At 52.7% G+C, this 15,895-nt stretch carries 16 protein-coding genes; 2 read left to right on the plus strand and 14 right to left on the minus strand.

Annotation, left to right across the window (positions count from 1 at the left end; genetic code table 11):
* Nucleotides 1-11: 11 nt before the first annotated feature.
* Entirely contained in the window at nt 12-1,403 is a 1,392-nt protein-coding gene (locus KP80_RS00880) for an L-cystine transporter (protein ID WP_052281678.1), read from the plus strand.
* Between the two features lie 96 nt (nt 1,404-1,499).
* Here the strand turns inward: KP80_RS00880 and cedA are convergent, their stop codons facing one another.
* From cedA to osmE, 8 genes are all read right to left on the minus strand, one after another.
* The gene (gene cedA / locus KP80_RS00885) at nt 1,500-1,739 is read right to left on the minus strand and encodes a cell division activator CedA (protein WP_052281679.1); all 240 of its coding nucleotides are present in this window, start codon (nt 1,737-1,739) and stop codon (nt 1,500-1,502) included.
* A 131-nt stretch (nt 1,740-1,870) separates the two neighbouring features.
* Nucleotides 1,871-2,626: a chitin disaccharide deacetylase gene (chbG, locus tag KP80_RS00890; protein WP_052281680.1), complete on the minus strand. Its 756-nt coding sequence runs from the start codon at nt 2,624-2,626 to the stop codon at nt 1,871-1,873.
* An 11-nt stretch (nt 2,627-2,637) separates the two neighbouring features.
* Nucleotides 2,638-3,984 carry a 6-phospho-beta-glucosidase gene (locus KP80_RS00895; RefSeq protein WP_052281681.1) on the minus strand — a complete coding sequence of 449 codons (1,347 nt, stop codon included), beginning with the start codon at nt 3,982-3,984 and terminating at the stop codon, nt 2,638-2,640.
* Between the two features lie 105 nt (nt 3,985-4,089).
* Entirely contained in the window at nt 4,090-4,914 is an 825-nt protein-coding gene (gene chbR, locus KP80_RS00900) for a transcriptional regulator ChbR (RefSeq protein ID WP_156315544.1), read from the minus strand.
* Between the two features lie 25 nt (nt 4,915-4,939).
* Nucleotides 4,940-5,287: a PTS N,N'-diacetylchitobiose transporter subunit IIA gene (gene chbA, locus KP80_RS00905; protein ID WP_052281683.1), complete on the minus strand. Its 348-nt coding sequence runs from the start codon at nt 5,285-5,287 to the stop codon at nt 4,940-4,942.
* A gap of 55 nt (nt 5,288-5,342) precedes the next feature.
* Nucleotides 5,343-6,701 carry a PTS N,N'-diacetylchitobiose transporter subunit IIC gene (chbC, locus tag KP80_RS00910; protein WP_052281684.1) on the minus strand — a complete coding sequence of 453 codons (1,359 nt, stop codon included), beginning with the start codon at nt 6,699-6,701 and terminating at the stop codon, nt 5,343-5,345.
* 80 nt (nt 6,702-6,781) lie between these two features.
* Complete coding sequence (locus KP80_RS00915) at nt 6,782-7,102, minus strand: PTS sugar transporter subunit IIB (protein WP_052281685.1); 321 nt, start codon at nt 7,100-7,102, stop codon at nt 6,782-6,784.
* 285 nt (nt 7,103-7,387) lie between these two features.
* Nucleotides 7,388-7,729 carry an osmotically-inducible lipoprotein OsmE gene (gene osmE / locus KP80_RS00920; RefSeq protein ID WP_052281686.1) on the minus strand — a complete coding sequence of 114 codons (342 nt, stop codon included), beginning with the start codon at nt 7,727-7,729 and terminating at the stop codon, nt 7,388-7,390.
* Nucleotides 7,730-7,946: 217 nt separating this feature from the next.
* Between osmE and nadE the strand changes: the two genes are divergently transcribed.
* Nucleotides 7,947-8,774, plus strand: a complete 828-nt coding sequence (nadE, locus tag KP80_RS00925) for an ammonia-dependent NAD(+) synthetase (RefSeq protein WP_052281687.1) — start codon at nt 7,947-7,949, stop codon at nt 8,772-8,774.
* 82 nt (nt 8,775-8,856) lie between these two features.
* Here nadE and spy read toward each other — a convergent pair whose 3' ends face one another.
* From spy to KP80_RS00955, 6 genes are all read right to left on the minus strand, one after another.
* Nucleotides 8,857-9,357, minus strand: a complete 501-nt coding sequence (gene spy / locus KP80_RS00930; RefSeq protein ID WP_052281688.1) for an ATP-independent periplasmic protein-refolding chaperone Spy — start codon at nt 9,355-9,357, stop codon at nt 8,857-8,859.
* A gap of 318 nt (nt 9,358-9,675) precedes the next feature.
* On the minus strand, nt 9,676-10,653 hold the full coding sequence (gene astE, locus KP80_RS00935) for a succinylglutamate desuccinylase (RefSeq protein WP_052281689.1): 978 nt from the start codon (nt 10,651-10,653) through the stop codon (nt 9,676-9,678).
* Between the two features lie 9 nt (nt 10,654-10,662).
* Nucleotides 10,663-11,988 (minus strand): N-succinylarginine dihydrolase, encoded by a 1,326-nt coding sequence (gene astB / locus KP80_RS00940; RefSeq protein ID WP_052281690.1) that lies wholly within the window; start codon nt 11,986-11,988, stop codon nt 10,663-10,665.
* The gene (gene astD, locus KP80_RS00945; protein WP_052281691.1) at nt 11,985-13,463 is read right to left on the minus strand and encodes a succinylglutamate-semialdehyde dehydrogenase; all 1,479 of its coding nucleotides are present in this window, start codon (nt 13,461-13,463) and stop codon (nt 11,985-11,987) included. Before astD ends, astB begins: the two co-directional genes overlap by 4 nt.
* Nucleotides 13,463-14,494, minus strand: a complete 1,032-nt coding sequence (gene astA / locus KP80_RS00950; protein WP_052281692.1) for an arginine N-succinyltransferase — start codon at nt 14,492-14,494, stop codon at nt 13,463-13,465. The genes astD and astA overlap by 1 nt, the downstream gene beginning before the upstream one ends.
* Complete coding sequence (locus tag KP80_RS00955) at nt 14,491-15,711, minus strand: aspartate aminotransferase family protein (protein ID WP_052281693.1); 1,221 nt, start codon at nt 15,709-15,711, stop codon at nt 14,491-14,493. Before KP80_RS00955 ends, astA begins: the two co-directional genes overlap by 4 nt.
* Nucleotides 15,712-15,895 lie beyond the last annotated feature (184 nt).

Below are 15,895 nucleotides of genomic sequence, written 5' to 3' on the forward strand. Positions count from 1 at the left end.
GGAGAATGGGGATGAACTTTCCACTAGTCGCGAACATTATCGTGTTCGTCGTATTGCTGTTTGCGCTGGCACAGACCCGCCACAAACAGTGGAGTCTGGCAAAAAAAGTGCTGGTTGGCCTGGTCATCGGTGTAGTCTTTGGGCTGGCATTGCAGCTGATCTACGGTTCCGATAATCCGGTACTGAAAGACTCTATCCAGTGGTTTAACGTCGTCGGTAACGGCTATGTACAGCTGCTGCAAATGATTGTTATGCCGCTGGTCTTCGCCTCTATTTTGAGCGCGGTTGCCCGCCTGCATAACGCCTCTCAGCTGGGTAAAATCAGCATTCTGACCATCGGGACCTTACTGTTCACCACGTTGATTGCCGCCCTGGTCGGCGTACTGGTGACCAATCTGTTTGGCCTGACCGCAGAAGGTTTAGTTCAGGGTACGGCAGAAACCGCCCGCCTGAACGCGATTCAGAGCACCTATGCGGGTAAAGTTGCCGATCTGAGCGTACCGCAGCTGCTGCTCTCCTTCGTGCCGAAAAACCCGTTTGCTGACCTGACTGGCGCCAACCCAACGTCAATTATCAGCGTCGTTATCTTCGCTGCTTTCCTTGGCGTCGCCGCGCTGAAACTGCTGAAAGACGATGCACCGAAAGGCCAGCGCGTGCTAACCGCTATCGACACCCTGCAAGGCTGGGTGATGAAGCTGGTTCGCCTGGTGATGCAGCTGACGCCGTACGGCGTACTGGCGCTGATGACCAAAGTGGTTGCTGGTTCTAACCTGCAGGACATCATCAAACTGGGCAGCTTCGTGGTCGCGTCTTACCTCGGCCTGCTGATTATGTTCGTCGTCCACGGTATCCTGCTGGGTGTGAACGGTGTGAGCCCGCTGAAATACTTCCGTAAAGTCTGGCCGGTGCTGACCTTTGCGTTCACCAGCCGCTCCAGCGCCGCGTCTATTCCGCTGAACGTGGAAGCACAGACCCGCCGCCTGGGCGTGCCAGAGTCTATCGCCAGCTTCTCTGCTTCCTTTGGTGCCACCATTGGTCAGAACGGCTGTGCAGGCCTTTACCCAGCAATGCTGGCCGTAATGGTTGCGCCAACCGTCGGAATTAACCCGCTGGATCCGCTGTGGATTGCCACCCTCGTGGGTATGGTGACCGTGAGCTCCGCAGGCGTAGCTGGCGTGGGTGGCGGTGCGACATTCGCCGCGCTGATCGTGCTGCCAGCCATGGGTCTGCCGGTTACGCTGGTTGCGCTGCTGATCTCCGTTGAACCGCTGATCGACATGGGCCGTACTGCGCTCAACGTCAGCGGCTCGATGACTGCCGGGACCCTGACCAGCCAGTGGCTGCGCCAGACCGACAAAGAGGTTCTCAATAGCGAAGAAGATGCCGAACTGGCCCATCGCTAAAACATAAACGGCAGGATTATCAATACCTGCCGCATACCACGAAAAAAAACCGCTGATGCAAATCAGCGGTTTTTTTATATCCGGGTCGCGCCAGACTTACGCGTCCATTTCCCTATCTTGTCGGACTTGCACTGCCCAACGCTGGGCCGATTCAGGAATACTGAACGCCTGCGAACGTTGAAACGCATTGCCCATCAGCACAAACGCCACGTACTTACCTCGTAGCAGCCACACGTCGCGAAATCCGGCCACCTTGACGGCATGGTCTGGAGGAGCGGGCTCGGAGCGCGGTACATAGCTGATAATCTGCCGATTTTGTTGGCGAAGCGGTTTCATAAGCAGTTAAATTCACAATCATTAATGGCAAAAGCAGGAAAGTCTTATGATAGCAGGATTAACGCGTGCGCGTCATACACAAAAAAGCCCGGCAGGATGGCTGCCGGGCAAGGGTTGAGGGGGTTAATCTCTTACACGTCGCGGTAAGTACCGAGACGATAACCTCTTTCCGCAATCGCGTATTTCAGCGATGCCGAGGTCAGTACATCCAGTTCCGCCAGGCGCGGGTAGCAATATGCGCTGCCCATAATCGTGTTATCCACAAAGGCCGGGTGGCACATTACTTCTAAAGACTGTTCACCGCGAGCGGCTGAGCTATCCAGCGTCTGCAAGAACAGTTCATCAGAAATGGCATCACCGTAAAACTCACTGCTAAAACCTTCGCTGCTGCGCAGCCCCTGCGGAATCTCAAACGGATACGGAATAGTGCGATCAATACGCATCGCAATGCCTTTCGATTTCGCAAACTCCGCCACCAGCGGGAAAATCTGCGGGATCATGTGCACATGATGATGACTATCAAAATGTGTTGGCTCCGCGTCAAACAACTCGACAAAGCGGTTGTACTGACACTCCAGCTCATGGGCAATCTCATCCATCGGCAGCCCGTCTTCTTCAGCCACCTGCCAGATCCACTTGCCGAGTTTTCCCTCGCGGGTCAACCCCGGCATCGGCGACAGCGGCTCACCGAGCGTCAGCACAAAGTGCATACCGACGGCCAGTTCCGGCGTACGGCGGCTAAGGTAGGCCGCGTGTTCGATAGCCGCGCCGTTCACCAGCGCGGTTGTTGAGGTCACCAGTCCATTTTTACAGGCATCGAGAATACCGTAGTTCTGCCCTTTGCTCAGACCAAAGTCATCGGCATTGACGATTAACAAACGTTCCATGATGCCTCCTGTCACTTTTTCAGCTTCTCCACGGTAGCGGCGAAGTTCGGCAGCCATTTCTCATGGGCCAGAATCAGTTCACGCGCCAGAATCTCTGCATCTTTATCAGAGTGGATAAGCGGGCTTAAGTTCAGCGCCAGCAGCACATCGTTGAATTCGCCGCTTAATGCCGCATTGCTTGCCGCAATTTCAAAACCTTTGATCGTGTGGATAAGACCCAGCACTTTCTCATCGAAATGCGTCAAACGCGGATGCGGTTTCGCGCCGTCACGACCCAGAATAGAGGTCACTTCGATAGACCAGTCGGCTGGGATATTGTCGATATGGCCGTGGTGCGGAATATTCACGTAGTGCTCAGTTTGCTTATCGTTGTAGATAGCGTTGATCACTTCGCATGCCGCATCGGAGTAATATGCCCCGCCGCGCTGCTCCAGCTCTTTCGGCTTCACATCCAAATCCGGATTTTTGTACAGTTCGAACAGCTGTTTTTCAACTTTCTGCACGACCTGCGCACGCGCGCCGCCTTTGTAATACTCACCCATCTCGATAGCCAGCATCTCTTTTTGCTTGAAGTAGTACAGCAGATACGAGCATGGCAGCAGGTTCAGCGAGCGGATAAGCCCTTCGCTAAACGGCATATCGAAGATGTTTTTCACCGTATTGGCCGACAGCGTACCGGAGGCCACACCATCCAGCAGTTCTGCGAACCGGGATTCGCCGTTCACCAGCACATCACGGATGAAGACCATGTGGTTCAGGCCGAACAGATCGATAGACAGATCGTCAGTTTCGCTCAGGCGCAGTACATCGGTGATGAACATTTTCATCCCGATTGGGATGTTACAGACGCCGATGAAGCGCTTGAAGTTGGTGTGACGATAAACCGCTTCAGTCACCATACCGGCTGGGTTAGTGAAGTTGATAACCCATGCATCCGGGCAAACTTCCTGTACGTCTTTGATGATGTCGAAAATAACTGGAATGGTACGCAGACCTTTAAACAGGCCGCCAGCACCGTTGGTTTCCTGGCCCAGGTAGCCATGGCTCAATGGAATACGTTCGTCTTTTTCACGGGCCTTAAGCTGACCAACGCGCAGCTGCGTCGTCACAAAGTCAGCGCCCTGCAGGGCTTCGCGACGGTTAAGCGTTTTGTAGACCTTCATCGGTACGCCGGCTTTTTCCACCATGCGCTGGCAAAGAGCGTGGATAATATCCAGCTTCTCCTGGCCGTCTTCTACGTCCACCAGCCATAACTCGGTGACCGGCAGTTCGTGATAACGTTTGAGAAAACCTTCCAGTAATTCCGGCGTATAGCTGCTACCACCACCAATAGTAACGACTTTTAATTTCTGGCTCATATCTTTCTCCCTAGAGATCCACAAGCTAAACGTGGCTGACCCTCCGCATAATATGCGGCGAGCTAAATTCTTTGTTTCAGGACTACGAAATAATATCGCAGTGCGTTATTTGATAACCGTTAACTTCTTACGATAGTTACTTGGCGTAAATGACGTCAGCTTTTTGAAAGTTTTAATAAACAAACTTGGACTGCTATAGCCTGACTCATACGCAATATCGGTTACTGAGTAGTTGGTTATTTCCAACTGTTTTTTGGCAAAATTAATGCGGATATCATTAATAATCTGCATTGGCGTTTTACCGTAGTAGCGTTGGGTGGCTCGCGTTAAATATTCCTGGGTTTTCCCGGATAACTCGACCATATTATCCAACGCCCCTTCACCAAATTTTAATTTATCGTGCATGGCTTCAACCGTGGATTTTAACCACTGCGGCGTAACATCCTGCGCCTGCTCTTCACGGTGATGTCGGAGGCGATTAATCACGTAGAAGGAAACCAGTTCAATAAATTCGTCGAATTCCGTTTCGCGAAAGTGAAGTGATGCAATAACCGACTCAATGTAGCTAAGAAACGTGCTTTTAATCGAATAGACTTGCGAAGCAACCAGAGCAAACGGAACCAGCGCCTGATAATGCGTATCGAAGAAATCTTTGCTGATCCCAACGTTTAGGATTCTTGTCGCACCGAACTCGTAAAAGCTCTGATGGTGTGAACCCATAGGGATGAAGACAAAGTCTCCGCGCTCCAGCATGACCCGTTTGCCATTTATCACCTGATAGTAGCGCCCGGTCAGTACGATAGTGAACTCGTAGTAGTCGTGCTGGTGTAACCCACTGATACTTTCCGTTTTGTTGTAGATGAAGACATGAAAATTCTTACCGTTGAAGAGCTGTTGTTCTCTGGCGGTGTTGATTTCCATGCTGATCATCTTTGGTTGCCTCATAGGGAAAAGCCTATTGTACCTTCTCGTGAAGTTCGATCAATTCAGCAACGAGTTCGCGGGCCAACATTGAAGTCATTAGATGATCCTGCGCATGAACCAGCACCAGGCTCACTTTCATACGCCCTTCGCCTTCATCGCTTTCGATGAGCTGAGTCTGTACGCGGTGCGCTTCGCTCAGCGCAATGCGGGACTGGTCCATCGTTGCTTTAGCAGTTTCAAAATCACCCTGCTTCGCCTGCTTCAGCGCGGCGTATGCCAGGCTGCGTGCCTGTCCAGAGTTGATAATCAGGCCCATCACCACTTCTTCGAGATCGTTTTCCTGCACGTCCTCAGCAACAACATTATCCAAATCAAACATATCTATTCCCTTTTTGTGAGGGCGGTATGGAGACTCGCTCCATACCGCATTGGCATTAGAATTTCAGTGCTGCCGCGATGTCTTCTTCGCTTTCTTCTTCTTCAATGGTCTGCTGTGCCTTGTTCGAAATCATCACGAATGGAATGTAAACCATCGTGGCGACACAGAGGTTGAACAGAGCGACGAACAGCGCTGCGATGCTACCGTTACTGTTGAAGAATGCACCCAGACCGGTTGGCATGGTCCACGGTGCCAGGTTAGTGACCGGTGGAATGATACCCATGGAGTACGCTGCCAGAGTGATAGCAGCCAGAATTGGCTGTACCAGAACAAACGGGATGAACATAACCGGGTTCATGATGATTGGCAGACCAAACAGGATCGGTTCGTTAATCTGGAAGATGCCTGATGGCAGCGCCAGTTTCGCAACCTGACGATGGTCAGCGCGGCGAGAAGCGATAAAGATGGCGATAATCAAGCCCAGAGTCGCACCGGAACCACCCAGCAGGATGTAGGAATCCAGCATTGGTTTCGCCCAGAAGTGGAACTGCTGGCCCGCAGCGATAGCAGCATCAACGGAACCGTACTGGTTGTACAGTGCGATGTTTTCCAGCGCCCATGGGGTCATGATGCCGTTATCCAGCGCAGTCAGCGCCAGGGAACCGTGAACACCGAAGAACCACAGCAGGGAGTTGAACACCACGTATGCCCAGCCCACAACGCCACCCATTGCTGCCAGCGGTTTGGAGATGGAGTCCATGATGATCTGGTGGAAGTTGCTGCCGTAAGAGGACAGCATCCAGGAGATAATCCCGAAGATGGAGAGGATCAGGAAGCCTGGAATCAGCGCTGAGAATGAACGTGCGACAGAAGATGGCACGCTGTCTGGCAGTGTAATAACCCAGTTGCGACGGATAACGAAGGTGAACAGTTCAGCGACCACCAGACCGATAATCATACCGGAGATGATGTTCTGACCACCCAGCCAGTTAGCGCCTACCGCATACGCATCGCCGACGCTGTATGGGGTGACGGTCATGAATGCCGCTACCGCCAGCAGACCAGCCGCCATTGGGTCAACTTTGCGCTCTTCGGCTAAAGCTGAACCTATAAAGAAAGGCGCCATCAGGGACATAATACCCAGGGTACCGTTATAAACGTTACCACCGATGGCTTTAAAGCTGTCTAACGTTGCAATGGTTGATGCATCCAGACGAATGCCCATTGAATAGAAGAATGAGCCCTCACCAAAGCTCAGGAAAACGTTATTAATTAATACAAACATGGCCCCTGCGAGGGTCAGTGGCATTAATTTAATAAAGCCGTTTTTAATGGCGTTAATGTGAGGCTGCTTTCCTATTTTAACAGCAAAAGGAAGGAGTACCTTTTCAAGCGAATCGATCACTTTACTCATAGAAAATACCCTTAAAGGGCCGCAATTAATATTGCGGCGATTGTATGTGAAATAACTCTTTGACGGGAAAAATAATTAAATTACTGCGCAGCGGCTTTTTTAATTGCAGCAACCGCTGCTTTAAGCACGCCTAAACCATCTACTTTGCCATACAGCGTTGAATCAATAACTTCAATTGGTTTGTTTGGTAAAATCTTTTGAATATCGCCCAACATATAACCAATTTGTGGACCGAGTAAAATAACGTCAGCTTCAGGACCTTTTTCTGCAGCAAACGCTTCGGAGAATGCTTCAATTACGACAGGCACTTCGTATTTCTCAGCCTGTGCACGCATTTTGGATACCAACAATGAAGTGGACATCCCTGCAGAGCAAAAGAGATAAATATGTTTCTTTTCCATTCACGCTTCCTCAACTTGTGAAATCTGCCATCACCGGGCGATGTTCCTTATGCCCACTACCCTCGTATGTAACAGATGAGTTATCTTCTGTTTATGCCTTGAGTATACGGCAACAAATTGTGTACGGATAATTCTTACATCCCAAAAATTGTCTCTCATTGACCTCTCGTTTTGACTGCCTTCACACTTTGGTCAAAATAATTCGCGACAAGAAATAAGCATGATTTCTCATAAAAAAGCCCGACGCTAAGGTCGGGCTTTCGTAGATGTCCGATGAATACACGATTACTTACTGGCGGCCTGCGGGTCTGTGTCGTACTGCGCACAAGTTTGATAGCCAGAGTTGATCACATGCCCGGTATCGTCTAAGGCCACAAAGTAGGTTTCAGCTTTACCATCTCGTTGACCCAATATATAGGTCTGGCAAGTACCACGAGCATGAATCATCGATACTTCAGATGATGGTTTACCCGCTATCTGCGCAACCTGCGAACGGCTCATCCCTTTCTTCACGTCTTTCACTACCGGCTGAGTAAACTGGTCTGCCGTACGGTCGTATGCGGTACAACCCGCCAGCAGGGTCATTACAGCGGCGGCACCCAGGAAACCGACAATATTCTTATTCATCTTCCCTTCTCCTTTTTTATGAAGTGACTTAAGCCTGGAATAAAACATGCTATTTATCAACCAATCCGTCTGAATCAGCACCGGGTAATGGAATATTCGGATTAATTTACATCAGTCAAAACTGTGATCCTTGTCGTTTTACCGTCAAAGAGGTAGCTTTAACACATTGTTCTAATGAGCTATCGGCACAGGCTGGCACACATTTTCGGAGGGGTAAATGGCGTTACAACAAGAGATTATTCAGGCGCTTGGCGCAAAACCACAGATTGACGCAAAAGAAGAAATCCGTCGCAGCGTCGATTTTCTCAAAACCTACCTAAAAACCTATCCATTTATCAAATCGTTAGTGCTGGGAATTAGCGGGGGTCAGGACTCCACATTGACTGGCAAGCTATGCCAAATGGCGATTAATGAGCTGCGCGCAGAAACCGGTGACAGCGCGCTGCAGTTCATCGCCGTGCGTCTGCCCTACGGCGTTCAGTTTGATGAACAGGATTGCCAGGACGCCATTGCCTTTATTCAACCGGATCGCGTACTGACAGTAAATATCAAAGCCGCAGTACTGGCCAGCGAGCAGGCGCTTCGTGAGGCAGGTATTGAGCTGAGTGACTTTGTTCGCGGCAATGAAAAAGCCCGCGAACGTATGAAAGCACAGTACAGTATCGCCGGAATGACTCAGGGCGTGGTCGTGGGGACCGATCATGCGGCAGAAGCTATCACCGGGTTCTTCACTAAATACGGGGATGGTGGCACCGACATTAACCCGATTTTCCGTCTCAACAAACGCCAGGGTAAACAGCTGCTGGCAGAACTCGGCTGTCCTGAGCATTTATATCAGAAAGCACCGACCGCCGATCTTGAAGATGACCGCCCTTCTCTGCCCGATGAAGTCGCACTTGGCGTCACTTACGACAACATTGATGACTATCTGGAAGGCAAAACGCTGGACGCCGCACAAGCGAAGACCATTGAAGGCTGGTATCTGAAGACGGAGCATAAACGTCGTCCGCCAATTACCGTGTTTGATGATTTCTGGAAGAAATAAAGAAGAAAACCGCCGGACCTGCCCATAACCTATTGGTATTTATGGGCAGGTCCGGCGGTCTTAAGACAGTGTGCCGCTAAACTTATTCGGCAGGCGCAGGAGGCATTTTACCTTCTGGCGCTTTGTGTTCTGTCAGACGCTTCTCAAAATTGGCATTAAACTGTTTTTTCTGTTCCGGCGTTAAGATGTTGTAAATCTTGTTCTGGGTTTCCAGACGAGACAGCATCATACCTTTATGCTGTTCTTCCATTTTGGCGATCTGCGCTTCGGCTTTTGCTTTATCGAAACTGTCGCTGGCGACCAGATTATGCATCGCACGCATCTCATCCTGCGGCGGACGTTTGTTGTGTTCGCGGCCCTCTTTCATAATGTCGCGCATCTGTTGTTTTTGCGCATCGGTCAGGTTCAACCCCTGGAACATCATGTCATGGCGTGGGCCCATTTTACCTTTGTGATGATTCATCATCTTGGCGTTTGGCTGAGCCGCTTCGGTGGTGGTAGAGGTGGTGTCCGCAGCGTGAGCCAGGTTAGCAGCACCCAGAGCCAGCGTAGAAGCAACAAACAGAGCAGTTAATTTTTTCATTATCGGGTCCTTACTTTCAATTATTCTGACGGCGCATTGCCGTGTTGACGAGATTAACTTTACGGGGTTTATCGTCAATTAATCAGAGCCTGCGTAAAACAATGAAAGTGTAAAAAACGATTTCCAACCAATTATGAAGAAATTGAGGATAAACTGTGGAGAGCTGCAACTAGAATATTCAAGATGATGATTAAGAAGGGATTTTGAAGAAGTATAAAGCACCGCAGATTATTAATAAAGCAATAATCCAGGATAAATCTGTAATAAGCAAAATGAGAATACATTAATACCGCCAGGCTCACCCGGCGGTACGGATAATTAAATCATCGGCGGGCAACGTTCCAGCATTAATCCCGCCCGAAGCCCTAGCGCCACATCAGGATTCGGGAACAGCACGTATTCACAGGGGGATGACACCACGTAACGAATGTCCCCATCTTCTGCCAGCAGCGTCCCTTTGGCAAACGGCGTAAAGTTCAAGGTCTGAGGTGACATATAGAGACGAAAATCGGCACTGCGCCGGGTTATCTGTTGCACCACCCGATAGTGGAGGGGTTCAGTGGTCGAACCGCCGCCAAATTCCCCCGCCAGCAGGTTTGTCAATTGGCGTTCCACCAGCGCAAACTGCGTCAGATCGTTTTGCCCAAATGGTCTGGCTTTCCCCAATTCCAACGTGCAGGACTGTGCATCAAACGATTCACAGGTAAAATGACTGAATGTTCCTCCCGGGGCCTGATGAAACACCAGCGCCTGCAACCCGGCTGAACCCAACCAGTTGAGAAACTGCGGATCCCACGGTGCTTCACGCGCCGGCATAACACCAAAACGCAAATGATGCGACCCACGAATGGCGGTATGCATATCGAGGTGCCAACGCACATCTGCCGGGCTGCGCTGATAAAACGCCGCCACGGTTTGCTCAAGGCTAGCGGCGCGAATCGTTTCATCGCTCACCGGGAAATGCCGCCAACGTGCGCCAAACATACGATTGAGATCGCTATGCAGATAACGTTTATTGTCGCGTATCGCCGGCGGATTGCCCAAAACCACCAGCAGATGCCAGCGCAGTTCCTGCCGTCCGCTGACCAATGCATTCAGCAGATTATCGACAATTTCTATCGGCGCCGTTTCATTACCATGTATCCCGGCCGATAGCACCAGCGCTTGCGAGCAAGGCTGATGAGGCGTGAGCTGTAAAACGCCTGCCTCACGCCACTCCCAATGGAAGTTTTCCGTATCCCCTTCAGGCTGAGGCGGTAGCCGCCCCGCCAGCGTCAATGCCAGAAACTGTTTCATCTGCTCTCCTTAACACTGGAAGGGATAGACAGAACCCAGCTGTAAAATCTGCGTCAACCGGTCAAGTGCCTCGCGCCCTTCCAGCAACAGCTGCGGATCGGCAAGGTCACCTACGGTCAGGCGGTCGCGATAGTAGCAATCCACCCAATCATTTAAGGTGGCAAACAGGGCATCGTTCATCATCACCGCCGGATTAACCGCCTGACGTTCAGCCTCATTCAACACCACTCGCAGCCGCAGACAGGCGGGCCCTCCGCCATTAGCCATACTTTCACGCAGATCGAACACTCGCAGCGTATCGATTGGGTTGTCCTGAGCAATCAGCTCGTTGAGATAGCGCCAGACGCGAGGATTCTCCTGCGCCTCACCGGGAAGCACTAGCATCATGCTGCCGTCCGGCTTACTCAACAGCTGGCTGTTAAACAGATAGGTCGACACGGCCTCTGCTACGGTGACCTTGGTTGTGGGCACCTCAATGGCCATAAAACCGGGAACGCGTTCGCTAAGCTGCTGCATCAGCTGCGACTGCTGAACAAATGCCTGTTCGTGGCAAAACAGCAATTGGCGGTTGCTGACCGCGATAACATCATTATGGAACACGCCCTGATCAATCACCTGAGGATTTTGTTGGGCATAAATCACCTGATTGAGATTGGTTTGGTTCAATCTCGCCACCGCCTCGCTGGCGGCACGGGTCTGCCGCGCCGGATAATGCTGCGGCATCGCCCCGCTCGTCGTGTCCCGTCCATAAATAAACAATTGGGTGCCCGGCGAACCATAATCGCGCCCTAAACGGTTATGGTTCGCGGCCCCTTCATCGCCAAAGCTTGCGACCGCAGGCAATGGCCCATGGATAGCAAATCGCTCTGAGTTATTGAAAATGCCCTGCAGGATAGACTGGGTCGTTGGCGCTTCGCTGGCGCGGTGCAAAAGGCTGTTCAGGTTTGCCACGGTCAGGTGAACCTTGCCATCCAGCGCATCAGCGGACGGGCACACCGTGGCGGCGTTCGCCACCCACATGGCCGAAGCAGAACTGGCTGCGCTGAGTAATTCCGGTGCCTGCACTGCCGCTTTAGCAATCACCTGTTCATCGCGGCCACTAAACCCCAACTGACGTAACAGCACTACGTTCGGCCGTTCCTGCGGCGGTATCACCCCTTGCGCAAACCCGGCATCGGCCAGCGCTTTCATTTTCAGCAGCCCCTGTTTTGCTGCCCGCTGCGGGTTTGACACTTGATACTGATGTTTGGTCGACGCTTCATTACCAAACGACAGCCCGGCATAGTGGTGCGTTAGCCCTGGCAGGCCGTCAAAGTTCACTTCCCAAGCGTTCATGGCTGCACCTTCGTGGCAAAATCCAGCCCCGGATTGAGGGTGGCCGGCAGCGTCAGTGCCGGCGACTCCAGGCTTGCCATTGGCCATGCGCAGTAATCGGCGGCATACCATGCCCCCGGACGATGGTTACCGGAGGCACCGGTTCCACCAAATGGCGCGCTGCTAGCGGCCCCGGTCAGCGGTTTGTTCCAGTTGACGATCCCGGCGCGCGCCTCGAGCAGCAGGCGGTCGAATTTGTCTCTGTCCGGGGAAATCAACCCACAGGAGAGCCCGTAGCGCGTGGCGTTGGCGAGCGTAATCGCCTGCGAAAAATCGTCATAGCGCCACACGCCAAGCAGCGGGCCAAACACTTCTTCATCGGCAATATCATGTGCTTCGCTCAGCTCGACGATCCCCGGCGTCAGGAGTGAAGTGCCAGGGTTTATCAATCGAGGTGCCAGCAGCGTGGTTCCTCCTTGCTCTACCAGCATCTGCCAGGCCTGATACACCCGCTCGGCAGCGGCTGGCGAAATCAGACCGCCGATAAATGGCTGCGGCTCCGCATTCCAGACATCAGGGACAATACGCCCGCTCACCTCCACCAGGCGCTGAATAAACTCATCGCCAACTGGCCCACGCTTCACCAGCAGACGACGCGCGCAGGTACAACGCTGGCCTGCGGTAACAAAGGCCGACTGGATAGTTAGATGCACCGCGGCATCAATATCATCGGGATCGTCGACAATTAGCGGATTATTGCCGCCCATCTCCAGGGCAAGCATTTTTTGCGGCTGCCCGGCTAGCTGACGATGCAGGTGGAAACCAGTGGCTGAGCTGCCGGTAAAGAGCACCCCATCCAGTCCAGGCTGGCTACTGAGCGCTTCGCCGGTTTCACGTCCGCCCTGCAGTAAATTCAGTACACCCGCCGGTAAACCGGCCTTTTCCCACAGTTTGACTACCGCCTCACCGCAGTTGGGCGTCAGCTCGCTCGGTTTAAATACCACCGTATTTCCGGCAAGAAGTGCTGGGACGATATGACCATTCGGCAGGTGGCCAGGGAAATTGTACGGGCCAAATACCGCCAGCACGCCGTGGGGACGATGACGCAATGTTGCTGCACCGTCGGCCATCTCGGTATGGCTTTCGCCAGTGCGACTGCGGTAAGAGGCCAACGAAATGGCAATCTTGTTGGTCATGGCCGTTACTTCCGTTGCGGCTTCCCAACGTGGTTTGCCGGTTTCTCGGGCAATGACGTCGGTCAGTTCCGTTTTGTGGCTCTCCAGCAGCCCGGCAAATGCCTCAACAATCAGCTGGCGTTCGATAAACGGCCGACGCGCCCAGCCCGGAAATGCTCCGCGCGCCGCAGTAACCGCCAATTCAACCTGCAATGGTGAGGCATCATTTCCTGCCCACGTCGCGTCGCCCGTCACCGGATTAGCACTCTTCCGCGATGCACCGTTGCCCGCTTGCCATTTTCCGTTAATCCATAAGCTCATTATTTTTTCTCCTCAGGGCACAGGCGCACCAGGCGCACGCTGTCGCCGGGATGGCAGTTCAGGGCATCCAGCTGTTCGGCGTTTAAAACAAGGCGTTCCGTCTGTGGGTCGGCATGGACCAGCATCGCGCGATAGTGCTGATACTGTTCGTTAGCCACCACGCACAGCGGTAAATCGCTGCCGCCGGGCTCACCTTCCATTACGGGCACCATGCGACTTTTACGCACCGCGCGTACACGGTCGATTTCACACTCCAGCGTCGGACCACCATCGAAAATATCGACGTAATCGCGATAGCGGAAACCTTCTTTTTCAAGTACCGCGCGCGCTGGGGCGGTTTGCGGATGAACCTGGCCTATCACCGCGCGAGCCTCTTCGCTGAGGAAATCGGTATAGATCGGATGTTTTGGCATCAGTTCAGCGATAAAGGCTTTCTGCCCGGTGCCGCACAGATAATCGGCGCGGGCAAACTCCATGGAGAAAAAGCGGCTGCCAAGGCTTTCCCAGAATGGGGAATAGCCATGTTCATCAATCACGCCGCGCATTTCAGCCACCACCTTGTGATTGAAGTGGTCACGAAATGCCGCCATAAATAAAAAGCGGGACGATGACAGTAGATGCCCGTTGCTCTCCTTACGCCATGCCGGGTCGAGGAACAGCGTGCACAGCTCGCTGCTGCCAGTGTGATCGTTAGTAAGGAACAACGTCGGCAGCGCGTTATAGACGTTCAGCTCTTTCGAAGCGTGGACTAACGTGCCCACGCGATAGTTGTACCAGGGGTCATTAACCCCCACCGCCACCTCAATGGCACACACCCCGACTACCGCACCGCTGCGGGTATCTTCCAGCACGAACACATAGCCTTGATCGCCACGCGGCAGTGTGCCTTGCCAGGTCGCCTGCGAGCGGGCGATGCGCGCCGCAAGGGTATTTTCATCGGCGGGTAACGAGGTGAGACCGCCTCCCGTCTCTCCCGCTAACGTGAGCAACCCCTGGAGATCTCCGACGGCAACAGGACGAATAATCATCATGATGATGTCTCCGCGATAAAGCGTTCACAGGCGGCTTCGAAGCGGTTGAGACCCAACGTCACATCCTCTTCGTTAACGATAAGCGCGGGGGCAAAGCGCACAACGTTGGCGCCCGCAATCAGAACCATCAGCCCTTCTTCGGCGGCCAACAGGCTTATCTGTTTGGCCTTACCCGCATATTCATCACGCAGCGCGCAGCCGATCAGCAAACCCACACCCCGAATCTCTTTAAACAGGTCGAAGCGGGCGTTAATAGCCTGAAGCCGCTCTTTAAACCACTGTTCGCGCTGTTTTACACCGCTCAATACCTGTGGTGTGTTGATTATCGACAGGACTTCTCCCGCCACGGCGCAGGCCAACGGGTTGCCGCCGTAGGTGGTACCGTGCGTCCCTACGGTCATCACGCTCGCCATCTCTTCGCTTGCCAGCAGCGCGCCAATCGGGAAACCACCACCCAGCGCCTTAGCGGTGGAGAGCAGATCCGGCGTGATGCCGTAGTGCATATAAGCGTACAGTTCTCCGGTACGGCCAACGCCGGTTTGCACTTCATCAAAAATCAGTGCCGCATGATGGCGGTCGCACAGCTCGCGCAGCTCACGCAGAAACGCCTGCGACGCTGGGATCACCCCGCCTTCACCCTGAATCGGCTCGACAATCACCGCGCAAGTATCATCATCAATCAACACGCGAGCGGATTCGATATCGTTGTAAACGCCATGGCGAATATCCGGCGGCAGCGGTGCAAAGTCCTGTGAATAGGCCGGCTGACCACCCGCCGTTACGGTAAACAACGTGCGGCCATGAAAAGCATTTTTGAACGCCACGATGCCGGTTTTATGTTCGCCAAAACGATCGTGGGCATATTTACGTGCCGTCTTCAGGGCGGCTTCGTTGGCTTCCGCCCCGGAGTTACAGAAAAAGACACGATCGGCAAAGGTGGCGTCAATCAGCTGTTTGGCCAGCCGCAGCGCGGGTTCGTTGGTATAGCCGTTACCGGTGTGCCAAAATTTACTGGCCTGCTCGGTCAACGCACGGATCATCGCCGGATGGGCGTGCCCCAACGCATTGACGGCAATACCTCCGGCAAAATCGATATAGCCTTTCCCCTCTTGATCCCACAACCATGCCCCTTCACCGCGTACAGGAATAAACTGAGCTGGGGCATAAACCGGCATCATCCACTGATCAAAATTTTGACGGCTGATTGACTGAGACATAGCGACCTCGATAAGTAAACAAATGGTTTAATTTATGTTAATGATTTTGGTTATTTCTCCTTAAATGTAGATTGCACGGTTCGTGCCAGCGAGCGATAAAAATGCATAAATGCGGGGAGGAAGAGGAATATCAATATGTTACAGAAGTCACTTATGCACTAAAAGTGCATACAAAGTGAATATT

Origin of the sequence: Kluyvera genomosp. 1 (assembly GCF_001266615.1) — a bacterium.
In the GTDB taxonomy this organism is placed as follows: Bacteria; Pseudomonadota; Gammaproteobacteria; order Enterobacterales; family Enterobacteriaceae; genus Kluyvera; species Kluyvera cryocrescens_A.